Genomic DNA, 19206 nt, shown 5'->3' with positions numbered 1-19206 from the left:
TCGCGGCGAACGCCCCCGCTTGAGGAACGCAGCCTTCACCTGAATACCGGAGCCGGAGCTCCGGCAAACGCGCTTCCCGCAGAATGTCACATGTCGGCAACACGCTGTAGTGACATGTCGACATCTGAGGCGCGAATACGCCCTGCAAACAAGGGGTCTGACGGCTTATCGGCTCTCAACTGTCGGCAACCGCCCTGATGAGCGATTCCCTCCCGACGGTGACCTCTCGCCCGTGTTTGCGGTTACGCGTCGATGCGGTTCGCAGACCGCAACCGCTGGAAGCTACGCGCCAGTAGCCGCGACACGTGCATCTGCGAGACGCCGAGCTCCGCCGAGATCTGCGACTGCGTGAGGTTGCTGTAGTACCGCAGCAGCAGGATCCGCTGCTCCCGCTCGGGCAGCTGGACGAGCAGGTGCCGTACGAGGTCGCGGTGCTCCACGCCGTCCAGCGCGGGATCCTCGTAGCCGAGCCGGTCCAGCAGTCCCGGCAGGCCGTCGCCCTCCTGCGCGGCCTCCAGGGAGGTCGCGTGGTACGACCGCCCGGCCTCGATGCAGGACAGCACCTCGTCCTCGGTGATGCGCAGCCGCTCGGCGATCTCGGCGGTCGTCGGGGTCCGGCCGAAGGAGGTCGTCAGGTCCTCCGTCGCGCTGTTGACCTGCACCCACAGCTCGTGCAGCCGGCGCGGTACGTGCACCGTGCGGACGTTGTCGCGGAAGTACCGCTTGATCTCGCCGACGACGGTCGGCATGGCGAACGTCGGGAACTGCACGCCCCGGTCCGGGTCGAACCGGTCGATGGCGTTGATGAGCCCGATCGTGCCGACCTGGACGACGTCCTCCATCGGCTCGTTGCGGGAGCGGAACCGGGCGGCCGCGTAGCGCACGAGCGGGAGGTTCGCCTCGATGAGCGCCCCGCGCACGCGGTCGTGCTCCGGCGTGCCCGGCTGGAGCTCCTTGAGCTGTGCGAAGAGGACCTGGGTGAGCGCCCGGGTATCGGCCCCACGGCTGCTCCGCTGCGGCCCGGCCGGAGCGGTCGAAGCGGCCGGAGCTGCTTCGGCGGGCACGGCCTGAGCGGGGGCTCCCTGAGGAGCCTGCGCCTGAGGAGCGGGCCCTTGCGGAGCCGGTGCCTGCGGAGCGGGCCCCTGATGAGGGGGCGGTGCTTGGGGAGCCGGCGCTGGAGGGGACGGTGCCTGAGGTGCGGTACTGGCCAGCACGGTCAACTCCACCTCGTCATCGTCAACTCATCCGTCAACTCTTCCATCAAAAGCGGTCATAGCATCACAAGACATGTGCACTGTGTGCAAGCACCCCATAACTACGTGTTGAGGGATGAACACCGCACAAATCAACTCACGCCACACAAGAGCCCCCTGTCGCAGCGACAGGGGGCCCGGAGCGGTGGGGTTCGGAACGGTCAGAACTCGTAGTCCGCGATCACCCACGTGGCGAACTCCCGCCACAGCGCGACCCCCGCCTGGTGGTCCGGGTGCTCCACGTACCGCCGCAGCGCGTCCGCGTCGTCGCAGGCCGAGTTGATGGCGAAGTCGTACGCGATGGGACGGTCGCTGACGTTCCAGCCGAGCTCCCAGTGGCGCAGCTCCGGGATGGTGTCGCCGAGCGCGCGGAAGGCCTCGACGCCCTGCACGACGCGGGGGTCGTCGCGCTCGACGCCCTTGTTGAGCTTGAAGAGCACCAGGTGGCGGATCATCACTTTCCTCCGTTGGCGACCCAGGTGGCGAAGTCGCCGAGGGCCTTCGCGGCGTCCGAAATGCCCTGGAAGCCTATCTGCACGTAGTCGGCGGCCTTGGCCGGGTCCGTGATGATCACGTACAGCGCGAAGACCACGACGGCGTAGACGGCGACCTTCTTGGCGTTCACCGCCATCGCGGCCTCCCCTGTCACTGGTGTCCCATGCAGCGCACATGATCGCACGAAGGATGGATCACTCGAAGAGGCAGATCGCACGAAGGGCCCCGCCTGACGACGGGACCCTTCCGAAGCGGTAGCGGAGGGATTTGAACCCTCGGTGACTTGCGCCACACTCGCTTTCGAGGCGAGCTCCTTCGGCCGCTCGGACACGCTACCGAGGGAGACCTTACAGCAAGGAGCCGCGTGCTCTGAAATCGGTATTCAGCGGTCGCGGAAGAACGCCGTGAGCAGCTCGGCGCACTCCTCGGCGAGCACGCCCTCGATCACTTCGGGCCGGTGGTTGAGCCGCCGGTCGCGGAGGAGGTCCCAGAGGGAGCCGGCCGCTCCGGCCTTCTCGTCGCGGGCACCGTAGACGAGCCGGTCGACGCGGGACTGCTGGATCGCGCCCGCGCACATCGTGCAGGGCTCCAGCGTGACCACGAGGGTGCAGCCGGTCAGCCGCCACCCGCCGAGGGCGGCCGCGGCCCGCCGCAGCGCGAGGAGCTCCGCGTGGGCCGTCGGATCGCCGCCCGCCTCGCGTTCGTTGTGCCCGGCCGCGAGCACGGTCGCGCCGTCCGGGGCCAGGACGACGGCGCCGACGGGGACGTCCCCGCCCCGGACGGCCTCGGCGGCCTCGTCCAGGGCGCGTCGCATCGCGGGCCGCCAGGGGTCCCGGACGGGATCCGGGACTCCCGCGCCCACGCCGGTACGACCGGTCAGCGGACGGCCTCCAGGGTCTCGGAGGCGCCCAGGGACTCGGCGATCTCGGTGACGGCGTCCGTCGACATCAGCCGCAGCTCCTTCTCGCTGACGCCGAGGTCGTCGAGGATCTGCGCGTCGCCGACCGGGCCGTGCGGCACGGCCTCGGCGGAGCCGGTGGCCCCGGCACCGCCCTCGGTGTCGTCGTCGTCCTCGTCGGACTCACCGTCCTCGGTGCCGTCGAGGTCGAGGGCGTCGAGGTCGGTGGAGCCGTCGTCGCCGGGATCCCGGCCGAGCAGTTCGTCGGTGAGCAGGATCTCGCCGTAGCTGCTGCGGGCAGCGGCGGCGGCGTCCGACACATAGATGCGAGGGTCCTCCTCGCCGTCCACGCGGACGACGCCGAACCAGGCGTCCTCCTGCTCGATGAGCACGAGCACCGTGTCCTCGTCGGGGGAGGCTTCACGGGCCAGGTCGGCGAGATCCGACAGGGTTTCCACATCGTCGAGCTCTGTGTCGCTCGCTTCCCACCCGTCTTCGGTGCGCGCGAGCAGTGCGGCGAAGTACACCGTGACTCTCCCACTGGTCATAGGCGTGCCGGTTGGAGGTCCCCCCGGCGGAGGTTACGGGCGGGGAGTGCTCGTCCGAGCCCCACCCACTCGGAATCGTGGCAGAAACAAGGCGTTCAGGGGACGTCTTCGGTTCCCTGTGTCCGGCAGTTCTGCTCGCACGCTCGTTGCCGCCACCTGCGGATCGTACGCGGATTTGCCCTGCCGCACGCACGGTCACCCGCGACAACCTCCGCGCGGTTCGTGATCTTTGCCGGAGGTTTCCTCACCGGTTCCCTACCAGCGGAAGGTGCGCATGCGCATCGCGTGCCGCAGCCGGGCCGTCTTGGCGCGGCGCGGCTGGACGCGGTCGCGCAGCGCCCGGGCCTCGGCCAGGTCGCGCAGGAAGCGGGCACGACGGCGGCGCCGCTCGGCGTCGGACTCGTCGGTCCCGTCCGGCCGGCCGGGCGTCGGGCCCGTCCCTGGCCAGGTGCGCGGCAACGGATCGTCTCGGAATTTCCGGTCGGGCATCAGGTTCACCACCCCCAGTCCGTCCTTTCCACCTTCCCCCGGACGGGCGGTTTGACGCCAGCGTCCGGGTGACGGCCGTACGGCGGGCTTGCCGTGCGGGCCGGGGCATCCCGCCCGGTTACTGTGGTGGACATGCGTCTCCACGTCGTCGACCACCCTCTGGTCGCCCACAAGCTCACCACGCTGCGCGACCAGCGCACCGACTCCGCGACCTTCCGCCGTCTCGCCGACGAGCTGGTCACCCTGCTCGCCTACGAGGCCACGCGGGACGTGCGCACCGAACAGGTCGACATCCAGACGCCGGTCGCGCAGACCACGGGCGTCAAGCTCTCCCACCCCCGTCCGCTGGTGGTGCCGATCCTGCGGGCCGGGCTCGGCATGCTGGACGGCATGGTCCGGCTGCTGCCGACCGCCGAGGTGGGCTTCCTCGGCATGATCCGCAACGAGGAGACCCTGGAGGCCTCCACGTACGCGACGCGCATGCCGGAGGACCTGTCGGGGCGTCAGGTGTACGTGCTCGACCCGATGCTCGCCACCGGCGGCACGCTGGTCGCGGCGATCCGGGAGCTGATCCGGCGCGGCGCCGACGACGTGACCGCCGTGGTGCTGCTGGCCGCACCGGAGGGCGTCGAGATCATGGAGCGGGAGCTGGCGGGCACGCCGGTGACGGTCGTGACCGCGTCGGTCGACGAACGGCTCAACGAGCACGGCTACATCGTGCCGGGCCTCGGGGACGCGGGGGACCGGATGTACGGGGCCGCCGAGTAGGCCGGACGGCCCCTCAGCACCCCTTCTTCGACTTGGGCGCCGGCTCGGGCCTGGCCAGTGCGGTCAGAGCCCGGTCGGCGTCCGGCTTTTTCGCCAGCGCCTTGAAGCCGTCCCCGATGACGAGGTCGACGGCAGCGCCCTTGCGGGCCGCCTCGGTACGCCGTTCGGCGCCCGGGAGCTGGGTGCCGAGCACGGGCAGCGAGGTGTCGAGCGCGGCGGCGGGGCCGAGCAGCAGACCGGTGCCCTTGACCTTCTTGTCGTACTGCTTGGTCGCGTTGCCGACCTCGCCGATCTTGAAGCCGCGCTTCTTGAGCTCGTCGGCGGTCTTCTTCGCCAGACCGCCGCGCGTGGTCGCGTTGAGCACGTTGACGGTGATCGTGCGCGGCTGCGGCAGGGGTTTGGCGCTGGGCGAGGGGCTCGCCTTGGTCGTGACGCCGCAGTCCGTCCCGTCACCGGCCGCCGAAGCTTCTCTGCCGCCGCCGGTGAAGACGTCGATGAGCTGCAGCGTGCCCCAGCCGCCCACGCCGAGGACGACCACGGACGCGACGGTCAGGACGACGAGCCTGCCGCGCCGCCGGGGCCGGCGCATCTTGGGGTACTTGTTGCCCGTGATGCGGTACTTGCCGCCCATGCCGGGGGGAGTCAGCATGCTCATGAGCGCAGCGTAGTGCGCCCGGGCGACGATGCCTACTAGATGATCATTCGACATCGTCCAGACGGATCAGACGAACCCGAAAGGGCCAACCCGCTGCCGCGGCGGAGGGTCAGTCCAGCTCGAGCACGCGGGCGTGCAGCACCTGACGCTGCTGGAGCGCCGCCCGCACCGCGCGGTGCAGCCCGTCCTCCAGGTACAGGTCGCCCTGCCACTTCACGACGTGCGCGAAGAGGTCGCCGTAGAACGTCGAGTCCTCGGCGAGCAGTGTTTCCAGATCGAGCTGACCCTTGGTCGTCACGAGCTGATCGAGGCGGACCGGGCGCGGCGCGACGTCCGCCCACTGCCGGGTGCTTTCCCGGCCGTGGTCGGGGTACGGCCGGCCGTTTCCGATGCGCTTGAAGATCACACGGAAAGCCTACCGGTCAAGACCTTCCGGGCGCAGCCATGGCGCCCAGGTGCGACGCTGAAAAAAACCCGGACAAGGCGGTATGAACCCGGAACAGGGGCGTGAACATGCCGGACCGCGAGACCATGCCGCCGACCGCCGCCCCGGAGGTGTCCGGGCGTGCCGCCGCCCTTCCCCAGGAGGCCCTGCGGATCGCCTCCGGCTACGCCTTCTCGGGCCCGGCCCTGCACCTGGGCGCCCTGCTGTGGGACGGGCAGTGCCTGCCGGACGCGCACGTCCGGGTGCCGCTGGCGATGCTCAGCCGCCACGGGCTGGTCGCCGGCGCCACCGGCACCGGCAAGACCAAGACGCTCCAGCTGATCGCGGAGCAGCTGTCCGCCCAGGGCGTGCCGGTCTTCCTCGCCGACGTCAAGGGCGATCTCTCCGGGATCGCCGCGCCGGGCCGCCCGGACGCCCGGGTCGAGGGCCGGGCCGCGGACGTGCAGCAGCGCTGGACGGCCACCGGTTTCCCGGCCGAGTACTTCGCCCTCGGCGGTATCGGGCGCGGCGTCCCCGTGCGGGCCACGGTCACGGCGTTCGGGCCGCTGCTGCTGTCCAAGGTGCTGCGCCTGAACCGGACCCAGGAGGAGTCCCTCGCGCTGATCTTCCACTACGCCGACAGCAAAGGCCTGGAGCTGATCGACCTCAAGGACCTCAGGGCGGTCGTGACCTTCCTGACCTCGGACGAGGGCCGGCCGGAGCTGAAGGCCGTCGGCGGGCTCTCGGCGGCCACGGCCGGGGTGATCCTGCGCTCCCTCACCGCCTTCGAGGCCCAGGGCGCGTCCGGGTTCTTCGGGGAGCCGGAGTTCGACACGGGCGAGCTGCTGCGGACGGACGATGACGGACGCGGCATCGTCTCGGTCCTGGAACTGAGCGCCGTGCAGGACCGGCCGCGATTGTTCTCGACGTTCCTCATGTGGCTGCTCGCCGACCTGTTCCACGACCTGCCCGAGGTCGGCGATACCGACAAGCCCCGGCTGGTGTTCTTCCTCGACGAGGCGCACCTGCTCTTCGACGACGCCTCCGAGGCGTTCCTGGAGTCGATCACGCGGACCGTGCGCCTGATTCGCTCGAAAGGGGTCGGGGTGTTCTTCGTGACGCAGACCCCGAAGGACCTGCCCGCCGACGTCCTCGCCCAGCTGGGCAACCGGGTCCAGCACGCGCTGCGGGCCTTCACCCCGGACGACGAGAAGGCCCTGACCGCGACCGTGCGGACCTTCCCGAAGTCGCCCTACGACCTCGAAGAGGTGCTGACCGGTCTGGGGACGGGGGAGGCGGTCGTGACCGTGCTGAGCGAGAAGGGCGCGCCGACCCCGGTCGCCGCGACCCGGCTGCGGGCGCCCGAGTCGCTGATGGGGCCGCTCGGGCAGGGGGACCTGGAGCGGACGGTCGCGGGGTCGCCGCTGCACGGGCGGTACGCGCGGGCCGTGGACCGCGAGTCGGCGTACGAGCGGCTGGAGCGTGGGCGGGGCGCGAAGGGGCCCGACGAGATGCGGGACGCCGCCCCGGAGGAGGAAGGACGGCCGTCCACCGCGCAGCAGGGGGCCGGGAGCGCGCTGTTCCAGTCCCTGGCCCGGTCGGTGGGGACGCAGATCGGACGGGAGATCACACGGTCGCTGTTCGGCACGGCACGACGCTCGGGGCGGCGCAGGCGCTAGGGGGGCAGGTGCCGGACGGCGGAGGCGCCAGGACGGGGTGCGGAACGGCGGAGCCGTCAGGAGGGGGCGCGAGACGGCGGAGGCGTCGGGACGGGCAGGTGCGTCGGGACGGGCAGGTTTGAGAACGGCGGGTGTGTCGGGACGGGCAGGTGTGGGGACGGCGGGTGCGTCGGGAGGGGCAGGTGTGGGGACGGCGGGTGCGTCGGGAGGGGCAGGTGTGGGGACGGCGGAGGCGTTTCGACGTGCCTCCGCCGTGTCGTGGGTCAGCCGCGGTGTTCGCCTCTCTCCTTCGGGGGCTGCGGCGGCTTCCGCGTGTCCGGCCGCGAGGGTGGCTTGGGGGCGCTGCGGGCGGCTTCCGCGCGCAGGAGGGCGCGCAGGACCGCGTACGGGTCTCGGAGCATGACTGGTTTCCTCGTCGTTCCTGGTCGTCGTTCCTGGTCGGGTCGCTTCTGCGGGACGGACGGGCCGGGTCGTGGCCGGTCCGGTCAGCAGCGCAGGACCTCGGAACGCAGGGGGCGAGGGTCGCTCGGCGGCCTCGGTGGTACAGGTGCGGAGCGCGGCGCGGGGGGCGCGGGAACGGGGTCGGTCGGTGGCGCGGGGGGCGGTGGGTCGGTGACGCGGCGCGCGCCCCGGGGCGCCGGGCGCGGGGCGGTGTCGAGGAGGTCGCACTCGACGGTGGTGTGCTCCGCGGGAACGGGGGCCGTCGCCCCGGTCTGGGCCTCGGCGTGGGTGCCCGGCACGAGGAGGGCGAGCAGCAGGACGAGCACCCGCAGCCAGGGATGCCGGCGCGGGGCGCGGGGGACCGGCTGCCGTGCGGGGGTCACAGGTGATGACTCCCCGCGGCGGCCACGCCGCTCATCGCACCGGCCGCGAGATCCGCCCGCACGGACCATGCGGCCGGGTCGGGCCTATTTGCCGGCTGCCTTCGCCGCCTTCGCCGCCGCCTTCATCTCCTGCTTGTGCGCACGGACCTTGACCAGTGACTCCGGGCCCGTGATGTCGGCGACCGAGCGGAAGGAGTCCGGCTCGCCGTAGGAGCCGGCGGCCTCTCGCCAGCCCGTGGGCCGTACTCCGAGCTGCTTGCCCAGCAGGGCCAGGAAGATCTGGGCCTTCTGCTTGCCGAAGCCGGGCAGTTCGGCGAGGCGTTTCAGCAGCTCCTTGCCGGTGCCGACGTCCTTCCAGACGGCCTCGGCGTCACCGTCGTAGTGCTCGACGAGGTACTGGCACAGCTGCTGGATCCGCTTGGCCATGGAGCCCGGGTAGCGGTGCACGGCGGGCTTCTCGGACAGCAGCGCGGCGAAGGCCTCCGGCTCGTGCGCGGCGATCTCGTGCGCGTCCAGGTCGTCCGTGCCGAGGCGCCGGGCGATCGTCGCCGGGCCCTTGAACGCCCACTCCATGGGCACCTGCTGGTCCAGCAGCATGCCGACCAGCGCGGCGAGCGGGCTGCGGCCGAGCAGCGCGTCGGCCTCGGGATCCTGGGCGAGGTGAAGGGTGACGTCCATGCCCCGATCATCCCCCGGGCCGGGCCCGGCCGCTGCTCAGGTCGCCCGCCAGTAGCCCAGCGCGTGCACCCGCTGCTTGGGCAGCCCCAGCTCCTTGCGGACGTACGCCGCGAGGGTCCGGGTCGTCGCGGTGTCGCAGGCGATCCAGACGTAGGGGTCGGCCGTGCCCTCCAGCAGGCCGGGCAGGTCCGCCTTGACCCGGTCGACCAGGTGGCCGCCGGAGTCCCGGCGGGGCACCGCGCGCAGCTCGTGCCGGTCCGGGTCGGTGCGGAAGGGCAGGGCGTCGTCGCCGCCCTCGAACCAGACGGTGGCGGGTGCGGAACCCAGGGCGTCCAGGAGGGAGTTGATGGCCGGCAGCGAGGCGGGGTCGCCGACGGCGAAGACGTGCGAGGGGGCGGGGTTCGGGTGCTCGAAGCCGGTGCCCTGGACGGTCGCCTCGATGGTGTCGCCCGGCTTCGCCGCCCTGGCCCAGTCGCTGGCGCAGCCCTCGTGCAGGGCGAACTCCAGGGCGAAGGTGCCGGCCTCGGCGTCGGGGTCGACCAGGGTGTAGGCCCGCTGGTGCGGCTTGCCCGCGTTGTCGAACCACAGCCGTACCCACATGGTGGGGTGCACGCCGGTCGCGGCCAGCAGACCGCCGTCGGTGAAGCGCAGCCGCCGGTAGCGCGGGGTGACGTCCTCGGCCTCCGTCACCGTGAACTCGAAGTCCTTGCCGCGCAGCAGTTTGAGGACCGCGCCCTCCCAACCCCGCCCCTGCCCCATCGCGTTTCAGCCCTTCGCGTACGATTCCGGCCACAGCTTTGACTTAGGCAAGGCTAACCTAAAGGACACAGGGGGTACAGCGTGACCGTCGAGATCTACCGTGACGCCTGGGGCATCCCGCATCTGCGGGCGGACAGCGCGGTCGAACTCGCCCGGGCGCAGGGCCTCGTGACCGCCCGCGACCGGGCCTGGCAGCTGGAGGTCGAGCGCCACCGGGCGCGGGGCACCTCGGCGTCCTTCCTCGGCGCGAGCGCCCTGGACTGGGACCGGTTCGCGCGGCGGGCCCGGCTCGACGACACCGCCGGACGCTGCTTCGCGGACCTGGAGAGACGGGACCCCGGGACGGCGCGCTGGATGCGGGCCTACGTCGACGGGGTCAACGAGGGGCTCGCGGACGCCACCGCACCCGAGTTCGCCCGCACCGGTCTCGCCCCCGGCCGCTGGGAGCCCTGGACCCCCCTCGGCGTCTGGCTCGCCACCCACATCCTGTTCGCCGGGTTCCCGGCCAAGCTCTGGCGCGAGCAGGTCGCCGCGCGCCTGGACACCGACGCCGTCGGCCTCTTCGCCGCCGACGGCCCCGGCACCTCCGGCAGCAACGGCTGGCTGGTCGGCGGCGAGCGGACCGTCACCGGGCAGGCCGTCATCGCCGGCGACCCCCACCGCTGGATCGAGGACCCGGGCGTCTACCAGCAGATCCACCTGTCCTGCCCCGAGTTCGACGTCGTGGGCCTGGCCGTCCCCGGTGTCCCCGGCATCGCCCACTTCGGGCACACCGGCACGGTCGCCTGGGCCATCACCAACGCCATGGCCGACTACCAGGACCTCTACCGGGAGCGGCTGCGCCGTACGGGCGCCGGGGTGGAGGCCCTCGGCCCGGACGGGATCTGGCGGCGGGCGTCCCGGCACACCGAGACGATCGAGGTGGCGGGCGAGGAGCCGGTCGAGGTCGAGGTGATCGAGACCGCCCGGGGCCCGCTGATCATCGGCGGTCCGGAGGGGCTCGGCGGTGGTCCGGAGGGTCTGGATGGTCGCCTTGAGGGTTTCGATGGTGGTCCGGAGGGTCTCGACGGCGGCCTGGAGGGTCTCGGCGGTGGCCCGGAGGGTCTCGACGGCGGCCTTGAGGGTCTCGGCGGTGGCCCGGAAGGTCTCGACGGCGGCCTTGAGGGTCTCGGCGGTGGTCACGAGGGTCTCGACGCCCGTCCGGAGGGCCACGGCGGTGGTCACGAGGGTCTCGACGCCCGTCCGGAGGGCCACGGCGGTGGTCACGAGGGTCTCGACGCCGGTCCGGAGGGCCACGGCGGTGCCCCCGAGGGCCCCGACGACGGCACCGTCGCCCCGCCCGTGGCGATCAGCCTGCGCTACCCGCCCCGCGTCACCGGCGACCTCGGCTTCAGCGCTCTGCTGCCGCTGTTGCGGGCCCGGCGGGTCGGCGACGTGGACCGGGCCTTCGACCGCTGGGCCGAGCCGGTCAACGTCGTGCAGGCCGCCGACACCGAGGGCGGTGTCCTGCACCGCGTGGCCGGGCGGGTGCCGCTGCGCGCCGAGGCCAACCGGCTGCGCCTGGTGCCCGCGTGGGAGCCCGGCCACGAGTGGCACGGCTGGCACGAGGCACCGCGCGCCGGACTCACCGACGGCGTCGCCGTCATGGCCAACCAGCGCGGCCCGGCCGAACCCCTCGGCGTCGAGTTCGCCCCGCCGCACCGCGCCGACCGCATCGCCGCGCTGCTCGCGGGCCGGGAGCGCTGGTCCGCCGCCGACATGCCCGCCCTGCACACCGACACCCACCTGGCCTCCGCGTCCGCCCTCCTGGACCGCCTCGACGCCCTCGACGGCCTCACCCCCGAGGCCGCCGCCCTCCGGGCCCGGCTCCTGCGCTGGGACCGCCGCATGGACGCCGGCAGCGCCGACGCGGCCCTCTACGCCGCCGTGCGCGGAGCGGTCGTACGGCGTCTCGCGGCGCACCCGGCGTTCGCCGCGCTCACCACCGCGCCGGCGTACCCGGAGGTGTTCCGGCCCTGGCTCGCCCTCGTCCCCCGGGTCGGGTTCGCGCTCGAACACCTGCTGCGGGCCGAGGAGCTGTACGGCATCGACCGTCCGGCGGCCGTCCGCGCGGCGCTCGAGGAGGTGGCGCTGCGGCCGCCGGCCGGGGTCTGGGGCGACACCCACCGCCTCGCGCCCTGGCGGGCCCTGGAGCCGGAGCAGCCCTCCGACGAGCCGGGGCTGTCCGGCGACCACGACTGCGTGCTGTGCACCTCGGGCGTGCCGGGCCTCACCGACCGCGCCGCCCGGGGCCCGGCCGCCCGGTACGTCTGGGACCTGGCCCGGCGTCAGGACAGCCGCTGGGTGGTACCGCTCGGCGCCTCGGGCGTCCCCGGCTCGCCCCACCACCGCGACCAGCTCCCGCTGTGGCTCGCGGGAGACCTCGTCCCGGTCGTCACCGACTGGGCCCTGCTGACGAAGGAAACCGATGTCTGACCCGTACGCCTCCCGCCCCTGCGTCCACGAGGAGGTGACCGGCGGCTTCGGCACCGTCCGCGTCCTGCCGCTGGACCCCGGCGCCGACGCCGCCGTGATCCACCGCTGGGCCGGCGAGGAGCGGGCCGTCTTCTGGGGCATGACCGACCTGACCGAACGCCAGATCGCGGACGTCTACGCCCACATGGCCACGCTCGACACCCACCACGCCCACCTCGTCGTCCGGGACGGCGAGCCGGTCGCGCTCCTGCAGACCTACGAGCCGGAGGCCGACCGTGTGAGCGAGTGCTACGAGGTCCGCCCCGGTGACATCGGCGTCCACCTGCTCCTCGCTCCCGCGGGCCCGGGCGGCGGACAGCGCGGCTGGACCGCCCGGTTGGTGACCGCCATCGCCGGCTACGTCCTGCCCGGCCTGGGCCGCCGGCGGATCGTGGTCGACCCGGACGTGCGCAACGGGAAGGCGATCGCCCGTTTCCTCAAGCTCGGTTTCACCCCCGGGCCGGTGGTGGTGCTGCCCGAGGTCGACCTGCCGGACGTGTACCTGCCGGAGAAGAAGGCCCAGCTCGCTTTCCTGGACCGGGAGATAATGTTCCCCGCGTGACCCCGGAGGAGCTCATCGCCCACTACGGCCTCGAACCGATCCCGAGCGAAGGCGGCCTGTTCCGCCAGACCTGGGCCGGTCCCGAGCGCCCCGACGGCAGGCCGGAGGGCACGGCGATCGTCGCGCTGCTGACGGCGGACGACTTCTCCGCCCTCCACCGCCTGCCGACGGACGAGATCTGGCACTTCTACCGGGGCGATCCCCTGGAACTGCTGCTGCTCGCCCCGGACGGCACCGCGAGGACGGTGGTGCTCGGACCGGACGTCCTGCACGGACAGCACGTCCAGTGCACGGTCCCCGCGGGCACGTGGATGGGCGGCAGGGTGCGCGGGGACGGGCAGTGGACCCTGTTCGGCTGCACGATGGCGCCCGGCTTCACCTTCGACGGCTACGAGCACGGGGACGCCGCGGAGCTGACGGCGCGCTACCCGGCGGCGGCCGACAAGATCGCGGGACTGGCGAGGTCCGCCCCCTGAGCCGGTGAGCACTGCACCGATCCCGTCCGTACTCCTCTCGTAGCCGTACAGCCCGACCCCGGAGACCCACGTGGACCAACGGCGCAACGCGGATCGCCATGCCGGACGCCCTCGGCGGTTGCGGGCCCTGGTGCTGCTCGGCACCGTGCTGGCCCTGCTCCTCGCCGGAGCGGCCCCCGCCTCCGCCCACGCCGCGCTCCGCGGCACCGACCCCGAAGACGGGTCCCTCGTCGGGAAGGCCCCCCGTCATGTCACCCTGACCTTCACCGAGTCCGTGGGGCTGCTCGACGACTCCTTCCGGATCTTCAGCCCCGATCAGCGCCGGGTCCACACCGGGGAGGCCACGCACGCGGACGGCCGCTCCGACACCGCCCGGATCGGCCTGCCCCGCAAGCTCGCCCAGGGCACGTACACGGTGGCCTGGCGGGTGGTCTCCGCCGACAGCCACCCCGTCTCCGGCGCCTTCTCCTTATCCGTGGGCAAGCGTTCCGCGACCACCTCCCCGATCGACACGGGCCCGACCGAGGACCCGCTCACCGGCGGCCTCAACGACGCCGCCCGCTACCTCGCCTACCTCGCCGGTGCGCTGCTGGTCGGCCTGGCCGCGTTCGCCCTGCTCTGCCGGCCCGCGGACACCTCCGCCCTGCGCCGGCCGCTGGTGGCGGCCTGGTGGACACTGCTGGGCTCGACGGTCGTCCTGCTCCTGCTGCGGGCCCCGTACGAGGCGGGCACCGGCCCGGGCGCCGCGTTCGACGCCGCCGCCCTCGGCCGTACCGTGACCGGCCGCCCGGGCCAGGCCCTGCTCGCCCGGCTGGCCGTCCTCCTGCTGACCGCGGCCTTCCTGATGTGGCTGTCCAGGCGCCGGGACGCCGGGCAGCGGCCCCTCGCCCTGGCCACCGGCACCGCCCTGGCGATCGCCCTGGCCCTGACCTGGGCGGCGGCCGAGCACGCCTCCGCCGGGATCCAGGTGCCGCTGGCGATGACGTCGTCCGTGCTGCACCTGCTGGCGACGGGCGTCTGGCTCGGCGGCCTGGTGGCACTGCTGCTGACCCTGCGCCGCTCATCCGGCGACGGCGCGGCGGGCGCAGAGACGGGCGCAGAGACGGGCGCAGAGACGGGCGCAGAGGCGGGCGGTCTGGCGCGCGGTGTGGCGCGCGGTGTGGCGCGCGGTGTGACGGGCGGTGTGGCGGGCGACATGGCCGTGGTCGTCCCCCGCTTCTCCCGGATCGCCTTCGCGGCGGTGACCGTGCTGGCCGTCACGGGCCTCTACCAGTCCTGGCGCGGCCTCGGCTCCCTGTCCGCGCTGTCCGGCACGTCGTACGGCCGGCTGCTGCTCGCCAAACTGGCCGGGGTGGTCGTGCTGCTGCTGGCGGCCCGGTACTCACGGCGCTGGACGGCACAGATCGCGGCCCCCGCGGCCGTCACCCGGGCGGCCGCCGTCCAGGAGCGGGTCCTGGAGCCGGTCGGGGCAACCGCGCAGGGCCGGGGCACCGGGGAACCGTCCGAGGGCAGGGGCACCGGCGAACCGGCGGAGGGCAGCGGCACCGGCGTACCGGCGGAGGGCATGGGCACAGGGGAACCGGCGGAGGGCCTGGGCACCGGGGAACCGGACACGCCGGACGAGGGAGCGCAGGGGCCTTCCGCGGACAGCGAAGCGCAGGAGCCTCCCGCCCCCGGAGCCGGTCAGGACGCGCGGCGCCTGCTGCGCCGGTCCGTCCTGGTGGAGGTCGCCGTCGCGGCGGTGGTGCTGATGATCACCACCGTGCTCACGGGGACCCTCCCGGCCCGTGCCGAGGCCGAGGCGGCCCGGCAGGCCCCGGCGGGGACGCTGCCGCCCACCACCCTGGTCAACGTGCCCTACGACACCGGCACGGCATCCGTGAGCGGACGCGGCACGGTCCAGGTCACCCTCGACCCGGCCCGCGTCGGCGAGAACGGCATCCAGGCCGTGGTCGCCGGCTCCGACAAGGGCCTGATCGTCGTCCCCGAGGTCCGCATCACCTTCAGCCTGCCCTCGAAGAAGGTCGGCCCGATCGACGCCGAACTCACCGACCAGGGCGGCTACTGGAGCACCAACTCCGTCAACCTGCCGCTCGCCGGGGACTGGACGATGAAGACGACCGTGCGGGTGTCGGACGTGGACCAGGTGTCGGTGGAGCGCCGGGTGCGGATCGCGCCCTAGGGAGCCGTGCCGCCGGGGCATCCCGGTCCAGGAGCTGGGTCATGGCCTCGGCAGCGCGGACGGCGGCGTCGCCGCAGCAGTTGTTGAACAGGACGTGGACCTGCTCGGTCCGCTCGGCCAGCCGCCGCACGCGGGGCAGCCACTCGGCGAGTTCCTCCTCGCCGTACGCGTACCGGAACCGGTCCTCCTTGCTGCCGGTCCCCCAGGCGGTGCTGCGGCCGTGGAACCGCACGACGGACAGCCGGGGCGAGGTCACCGGGGTGACGGGCGGCACGGAGGACGCGAGCGTCTGCGTCATGTCGACGGCGACCGCGGCCATGCCGTGCCCGGCGAGCAGCGCACCCGTCGCCTCGGCCTGTCCCGGCTCCCACCAGGAGGGGTGCCGGAACTCCACGGCGAGCGGCCAGCCCGCGGTCCGCTCGGCGCACTCCCGCAGGAACGTCTGCGCCCGCTGCCCGGGCCGGAACCAGGGCGGGAACTGGAACAGCACGCTGCCGAGCCGCCCGGCCGCCCGCAGCGGCTCGATCCCCGCCGTGAACCGGTCCCACACCCGGTCGAGCACCGCCGGGTCCCGGTGCTCGGCCGGCAGCCCCTCGGGCATCACCGCCTGCCGGGTGGGATGCCCGGTGAGCAGCGAGAACGCCTTCACGTCGAAGACGAAGCCGTCCGGTGTCCGCTCGGCCCACAGCCGGCTGTTCCGCTCGCCGGGCAGCGCGTAGTAGGAGGCGTCGACCTCGACGACACCGAACCGCTCCGCGTAGTGCCGTAACCGGCCCTCGGCATCCCGCCGGCCGGGGGGATACCAGCCGCTGCCGACCAGTGCCCGGTCGGTCCAGGAACACGTGCCCACCAGGATCTGACCCATGGGGGAGCGGTTACCCGGGCGGGGCGGCGGCAGGCCCGCGTTCTCGACGGGCGGTGGTGGGTTCGGTCGCCCCGACGGGCGGTGGTGGGTTCGGTCGCCCCGACGGGGCGACGGCGGGTTCGGGTCGTGACGGGCTGCGGCGGGTTCGGGTCGTGACGGGGCGGTGCGGTGAGACCCGGCGCAATCGGGGTAACCAGGTTGATATCTGTGCATATCCGGGGTTACGGCTGATTCCCGCGAGAGTGAGATGACCCATCATGGAGCAGCCCGTCACCGCCGACCGGGCCACCCGGTCGTCCGGAACAGAACCGGAAGCCCTCGAAACCCTCGTCGGCGCCTCGCTCACGGCCCGTGTCACCCTCGACGAACACGGCCTCGTGACCGGCTGGAACGAGGGCGCCGAGCGGCTCCTCGGCTACACGGCAGGGCAGTTGACCGGCCGCCGGGCCGCGGACCTGCTGGCCGAGCCGATCCCGGTGCGCGGCGGCCTGCCCACCCTGGCCGGACTGCCCCGCTGGAACGGCGACGTCGCGCTGCGGCACCGGGACGGCCGGACGCTGACGGTCGGGATCCTCGCCCACCACCGGCCCCCCGGCGCCGACGGCCCGGCCTGGCTCGTCCTGTCCGCCCTGACCGGCCGCCGGCCACCGTCCGCTCTCGACGAATCCCTCGTGAGCTGGAGCTTCACCCAGTCCCCGTGCTGCGCCCAGGCGATCTACGACACCCGGCTGCGGCTGCGCAGGGCCAACGCGGACATGGAACGCGCCACCGCACTCACCGAGGAGGAGATGCGGGGCCTGCGCGTGTCCGAGATCATCGACGACGACGCCGGCCGGCGCGCGGAACTCGGCATGGCCCGGGTCCTGCGCACCGGCGAGCCGCAGTACGAGGAGAACTACCTGCGCGCCCCCGGCGAGAGCCACGAGCACGCCTGGTCGGTCTTCCTGTCCGCGCTGCGCGACCACGAGGGCACCATCCGGGGCGTCTGCCTGTCGGCGCACGACATGACGGAGCAGTTCTGGGCCCGCAAGCGCCTGCAACTGATCGCCGAGGCGGGCCGGCGCATCGGCAGCACGCTCGACGTGACGCGCACGGCCCAGGAACTGACGGACGTCACCGTCCCGGTCCTCGCCGACTTCGCCGCCGTCGACCTGCTGGCCGCACTGGACGACGCACCCGAGCCGCCTGTCCGGGCGGTCCCTGCGGACGGGCCGCTGCTGCTGCGCCGGGCCGCCCTGCGGTCGGTGACCCCGGGCGCCCCGGAATCGGTCGTCGCGACCGGCGCGGTGGACGCCTACCCGCCGGGCTCCATGCCCTTCGAGAGCCTGCGCACCGGACGGCCCGCCCTGCACGAGGTGACCGACCCGGCGTTCACCGCCTGGCTGGCCCGCGACCCGGCGCGCGCGGCCCGGGTCCGCGCGTTCGGCATCCACTCCGTGATGGCCGTGCCCCTGGCCGCCCGGGGCACCACCCTGGGCGTCGCCTTCCTCGCCCGGCACCGCACCCAGGAGCCCTTCCGGCACGACGACCTGGTCCTGGCCGGGGAACTGGTGGCCCGGGCCGCGGTCAGCATCGACAACGCCCGCCGCTACACCCGCGAACGCGCCACCGCGGTCACGCTCCAGCGCAGCCTGCTGCCGCGGCGGCTGCCCCGGCAGGCCGCCGTGGAGGTCGCCTCCCGCTACCTCCCGGCGGGCGGGCACGCCGGGGTGGGCGGGGACTGGTTCGACGTCATCCCGCTCTCGGGGGCGCGGGTCGCGCTGGTCGTCGGGGACGTGGTCGGCCACGGGCTGGTCGCGTCGGCGACCATGGGGCGGCTGCGCACGGCGGTCCGCACCCTGGCCGACATCGACCTGCCCTGCGACGAGCTGCTGACCCACCTCGACGACCTGGTCGCCCGCCTGAACACGGAGGAGGACGACGCCCCCGACCGGCGGACGACGGACACCGCGGACACCGCGGAGACCACCGCGGACACCGCGGAGACCACCGCGGACACCGCGGAGACCACCGCGGACACCGCCAGGCCGGTCGTCGCCGAGCAAGCGGACGCGGGCTCCGCCGAGGCCGCCGCCGGTCGCGCGGGCTCCGCCGAAGCCGCCGCCGCCGGTCGCGCGGGCTCCACCGAAGCCGCCGCCGCCGGTCCCGCGGGCTCCGCCGAAACCGCCGCCGCCGTTCCCGCCGGTTCCGCCGAAACCGCCGGCGATCTGGGGGCCACCTGCCTGTACGCCGTGTACGACCCCGTCACCCGGCGCTGCTGCTTCGCCGGGGCCGGGCATCCCGCGCCCGCCGTGGTGAGCCCCGAGGGCACCGTCGAACTGGTGGGGCTCCCGGCCGCGCCGCCGCTCGGCGTGGGCGGCCTGCCGTACGAGTCGACCGAGGTCGTCGTCCCCGAGGGCAGCCTGCTCGCCCTGTACACCAACGGCCTGATCGAGACCCCCGACCGGGACCTCGACACCGGCGTCGACCGGCTGCGGCAGGCCCTGGCCCGCCCGGCCTCCTCGCTGGACGCCCTGTGCGACACGGTCCTCGCCGACCTGCTGCCGCCACGGCCGGCCGACGACGTGGCCCTGCTCATCGCCCGTACCCGCGCGCTCGACGAGCGGCAGGTCGCCACCTGGTCGGTGCCCTCGGACCCGTCCGCGGTCGCGCAGACCCGCAAGGACGTGGTGGCGCAACTGGAGCGGTGGGGCCTGTCCGACGCCGTGTTCGTCACGGAACTGGTCGTCAGCGAGCTGGTCACCAACGCCATCCGGCACGCCCAGCCACCGGTGCAGCTGCGCCTGATCCACGACTCGACCCTGATCTGCGAGGTCTCCGACGGCGGCAGCACCGCTCCCCACCTGCGGCGCGCCCGCACGTACGACGAGGGCGGCCGGGGCCTGCTGCTCGTCGCCCAGCTGACCCACCGCTGGGGCACCCGCCAGAGCGGCACCGGCAAGACCATCTGGGCGGAACAGAACCTGTCCCTCGCGTGAGGAGCCACCGCCGATGAGCGCACCCGCGTCCCACCGCGCCGACCGCACCCCCTTCGAGCAGGCCGCTCCGCCGGCCGCGGCGCCGCCATGATCGGCCCGGCCCCGGCCCTCAGCAGGCGCGGCACGCGCACCGACGCACGGTAAGGAACACCGAGGACG

General features: G+C 73.6%; 20 protein-coding genes and 1 tRNA gene. 7 read left to right on the top strand and 14 right to left on the bottom strand.

What is annotated here, in order from left to right; all coding sequences use genetic code 11:
- Positions 1 to 242: 242 nt before the first annotated feature.
- From ACFV20_RS04250 to ACFV20_RS04220, 7 genes are all read right to left on the bottom strand, one after another.
- Entirely contained in the window at positions 243 to 1064 is an 822-nt protein-coding gene (locus tag ACFV20_RS04250; protein WP_385652143.1) for an RNA polymerase sigma factor SigF, read from the bottom strand.
- Between the two features lie 350 nt (positions 1065 to 1414).
- Positions 1415 to 1708 (bottom strand): Dabb family protein, encoded by a 294-nt coding sequence (locus ACFV20_RS04245; protein ID WP_385652141.1) that lies wholly within the window; start codon positions 1706 to 1708, stop codon positions 1415 to 1417.
- Positions 1708 to 1884 (bottom strand): hypothetical protein, encoded by a 177-nt coding sequence (locus ACFV20_RS04240; protein WP_366715726.1) that lies wholly within the window; start codon positions 1882 to 1884, stop codon positions 1708 to 1710. The genes ACFV20_RS04245 and ACFV20_RS04240 overlap by 1 nt, the downstream gene beginning before the upstream one ends.
- 116 nt (positions 1885 to 2000) lie before the next feature.
- Positions 2001 to 2085: transfer RNA gene (locus ACFV20_RS04235), tRNA-Ser, on the bottom strand.
- 45 nt (positions 2086 to 2130) lie between these two features.
- On the bottom strand, positions 2131 to 2562 hold the full coding sequence (tadA, locus tag ACFV20_RS04230) for a tRNA adenosine(34) deaminase TadA (RefSeq protein WP_385652137.1): 432 nt from the start codon (positions 2560 to 2562) through the stop codon (positions 2131 to 2133).
- A gap of 62 nt (positions 2563 to 2624) precedes the next feature.
- Positions 2625 to 3173 (bottom strand): hypothetical protein, encoded by a 549-nt coding sequence (locus ACFV20_RS04225; protein WP_385652539.1) that lies wholly within the window; start codon positions 3171 to 3173, stop codon positions 2625 to 2627.
- A gap of 276 nt (positions 3174 to 3449) precedes the next feature.
- Complete coding sequence (locus ACFV20_RS04220) at positions 3450 to 3683, bottom strand: hypothetical protein (RefSeq protein ID WP_385652134.1); 234 nt, start codon at positions 3681 to 3683, stop codon at positions 3450 to 3452.
- Positions 3684 to 3815: 132 nt separating this feature from the next.
- Between ACFV20_RS04220 and upp the strand changes: the two genes are divergently transcribed.
- On the top strand, positions 3816 to 4451 hold the full coding sequence (gene upp, locus ACFV20_RS04215; RefSeq protein WP_234848532.1) for a uracil phosphoribosyltransferase: 636 nt from the start codon (positions 3816 to 3818) through the stop codon (positions 4449 to 4451).
- Between the two features lie 13 nt (positions 4452 to 4464).
- Here upp and ACFV20_RS04210 read toward each other — a convergent pair whose 3' ends face one another.
- Positions 4465 to 5082: a LytR C-terminal domain-containing protein gene (locus tag ACFV20_RS04210; protein ID WP_385652538.1), complete on the bottom strand. Its 618-nt coding sequence runs from the start codon at positions 5080 to 5082 to the stop codon at positions 4465 to 4467.
- A 133-nt stretch (positions 5083 to 5215) separates the two neighbouring features.
- Entirely contained in the window at positions 5216 to 5512 is a 297-nt protein-coding gene (locus ACFV20_RS04205; RefSeq protein WP_003999914.1) for a type II toxin-antitoxin system VapB family antitoxin, read from the bottom strand.
- A 107-nt stretch (positions 5513 to 5619) separates the two neighbouring features.
- On the opposite strand from ACFV20_RS04205, the gene ACFV20_RS04200 reads away from it, so the two are divergent.
- Entirely contained in the window at positions 5620 to 7209 is a 1590-nt protein-coding gene (locus ACFV20_RS04200; RefSeq protein ID WP_385652132.1) for a helicase HerA-like domain-containing protein, read from the top strand.
- Positions 7210 to 7472: 263 nt separating this feature from the next.
- On the opposite strand, the gene ACFV20_RS04195 is transcribed toward ACFV20_RS04200, so the two are convergent.
- From ACFV20_RS04195 to ACFV20_RS04180, 4 genes are all read right to left on the bottom strand, one after another.
- Positions 7473 to 7610 (bottom strand): hypothetical protein, encoded by a 138-nt coding sequence (locus ACFV20_RS04195; protein WP_385652129.1) that lies wholly within the window; start codon positions 7608 to 7610, stop codon positions 7473 to 7475.
- Between the two features lie 84 nt (positions 7611 to 7694).
- Complete coding sequence (locus ACFV20_RS04190; RefSeq protein WP_385652126.1) at positions 7695 to 8033, bottom strand: hypothetical protein; 339 nt, start codon at positions 8031 to 8033, stop codon at positions 7695 to 7697.
- Between the two features lie 84 nt (positions 8034 to 8117).
- A complete protein-coding gene (locus ACFV20_RS04185) occupies positions 8118 to 8711 on the bottom strand; it encodes an HhH-GPD-type base excision DNA repair protein (RefSeq protein WP_361871186.1) in 594 nt (197 codons plus the stop codon).
- A gap of 36 nt (positions 8712 to 8747) precedes the next feature.
- Positions 8748 to 9470: a siderophore-interacting protein gene (locus tag ACFV20_RS04180; protein WP_385652124.1), complete on the bottom strand. Its 723-nt coding sequence runs from the start codon at positions 9468 to 9470 to the stop codon at positions 8748 to 8750.
- An 81-nt stretch (positions 9471 to 9551) separates the two neighbouring features.
- On the opposite strand from ACFV20_RS04180, the gene ACFV20_RS04175 reads away from it, so the two are divergent.
- The 4 genes from ACFV20_RS04175 (at position 9552) to ACFV20_RS04160 (ending at position 15204) form a co-directional block, all read left to right on the top strand.
- On the top strand, positions 9552 to 11945 hold the full coding sequence (locus ACFV20_RS04175) for a penicillin acylase family protein (RefSeq protein WP_385652122.1): 2394 nt from the start codon (positions 9552 to 9554) through the stop codon (positions 11943 to 11945).
- Complete coding sequence (locus ACFV20_RS04170; protein WP_385652121.1) at positions 11938 to 12546, top strand: GNAT family N-acetyltransferase; 609 nt, start codon at positions 11938 to 11940, stop codon at positions 12544 to 12546. The genes ACFV20_RS04175 and ACFV20_RS04170 overlap by 8 nt, the downstream gene beginning before the upstream one ends.
- Entirely contained in the window at positions 12543 to 13022 is a 480-nt protein-coding gene (locus tag ACFV20_RS04165) for a cupin domain-containing protein (protein WP_385652119.1), read from the top strand. Before ACFV20_RS04170 ends, ACFV20_RS04165 begins: the two co-directional genes overlap by 4 nt.
- A gap of 130 nt (positions 13023 to 13152) precedes the next feature.
- On the top strand, positions 13153 to 15204 hold the full coding sequence (locus ACFV20_RS04160) for a copper resistance protein CopC (protein ID WP_385652536.1): 2052 nt from the start codon (positions 13153 to 13155) through the stop codon (positions 15202 to 15204).
- On the opposite strand, the gene ACFV20_RS04155 is transcribed toward ACFV20_RS04160, so the two are convergent.
- Positions 15104 to 16069, bottom strand: coding sequence for a DUF72 domain-containing protein (locus ACFV20_RS04155; RefSeq protein ID WP_385652116.1), 966 nt, complete (start codon positions 16067 to 16069; stop codon positions 15104 to 15106). The two genes, ACFV20_RS04160 and ACFV20_RS04155, sit on opposite strands and share 101 nt — an antisense overlap.
- Positions 16070 to 16326: 257 nt before the next feature.
- On the opposite strand from ACFV20_RS04155, the gene ACFV20_RS04150 reads away from it, so the two are divergent.
- Complete coding sequence (locus ACFV20_RS04150) at positions 16327 to 19047, top strand: SpoIIE family protein phosphatase (RefSeq protein ID WP_385652114.1); 2721 nt, start codon at positions 16327 to 16329, stop codon at positions 19045 to 19047.
- Positions 19048 to 19206: the final 159 nt, after the last annotated feature.

This window comes from Streptomyces sp. NPDC059696, from assembly GCF_042733745.1.
In the GTDB taxonomy this organism is placed as follows: Bacteria; Actinomycetota; Actinomycetes; order Streptomycetales; family Streptomycetaceae; genus Streptomyces.
Note: the sequence above shows the minus strand (reverse complement) of the source record. Positions and strands in the feature narration are given on the sequence as shown.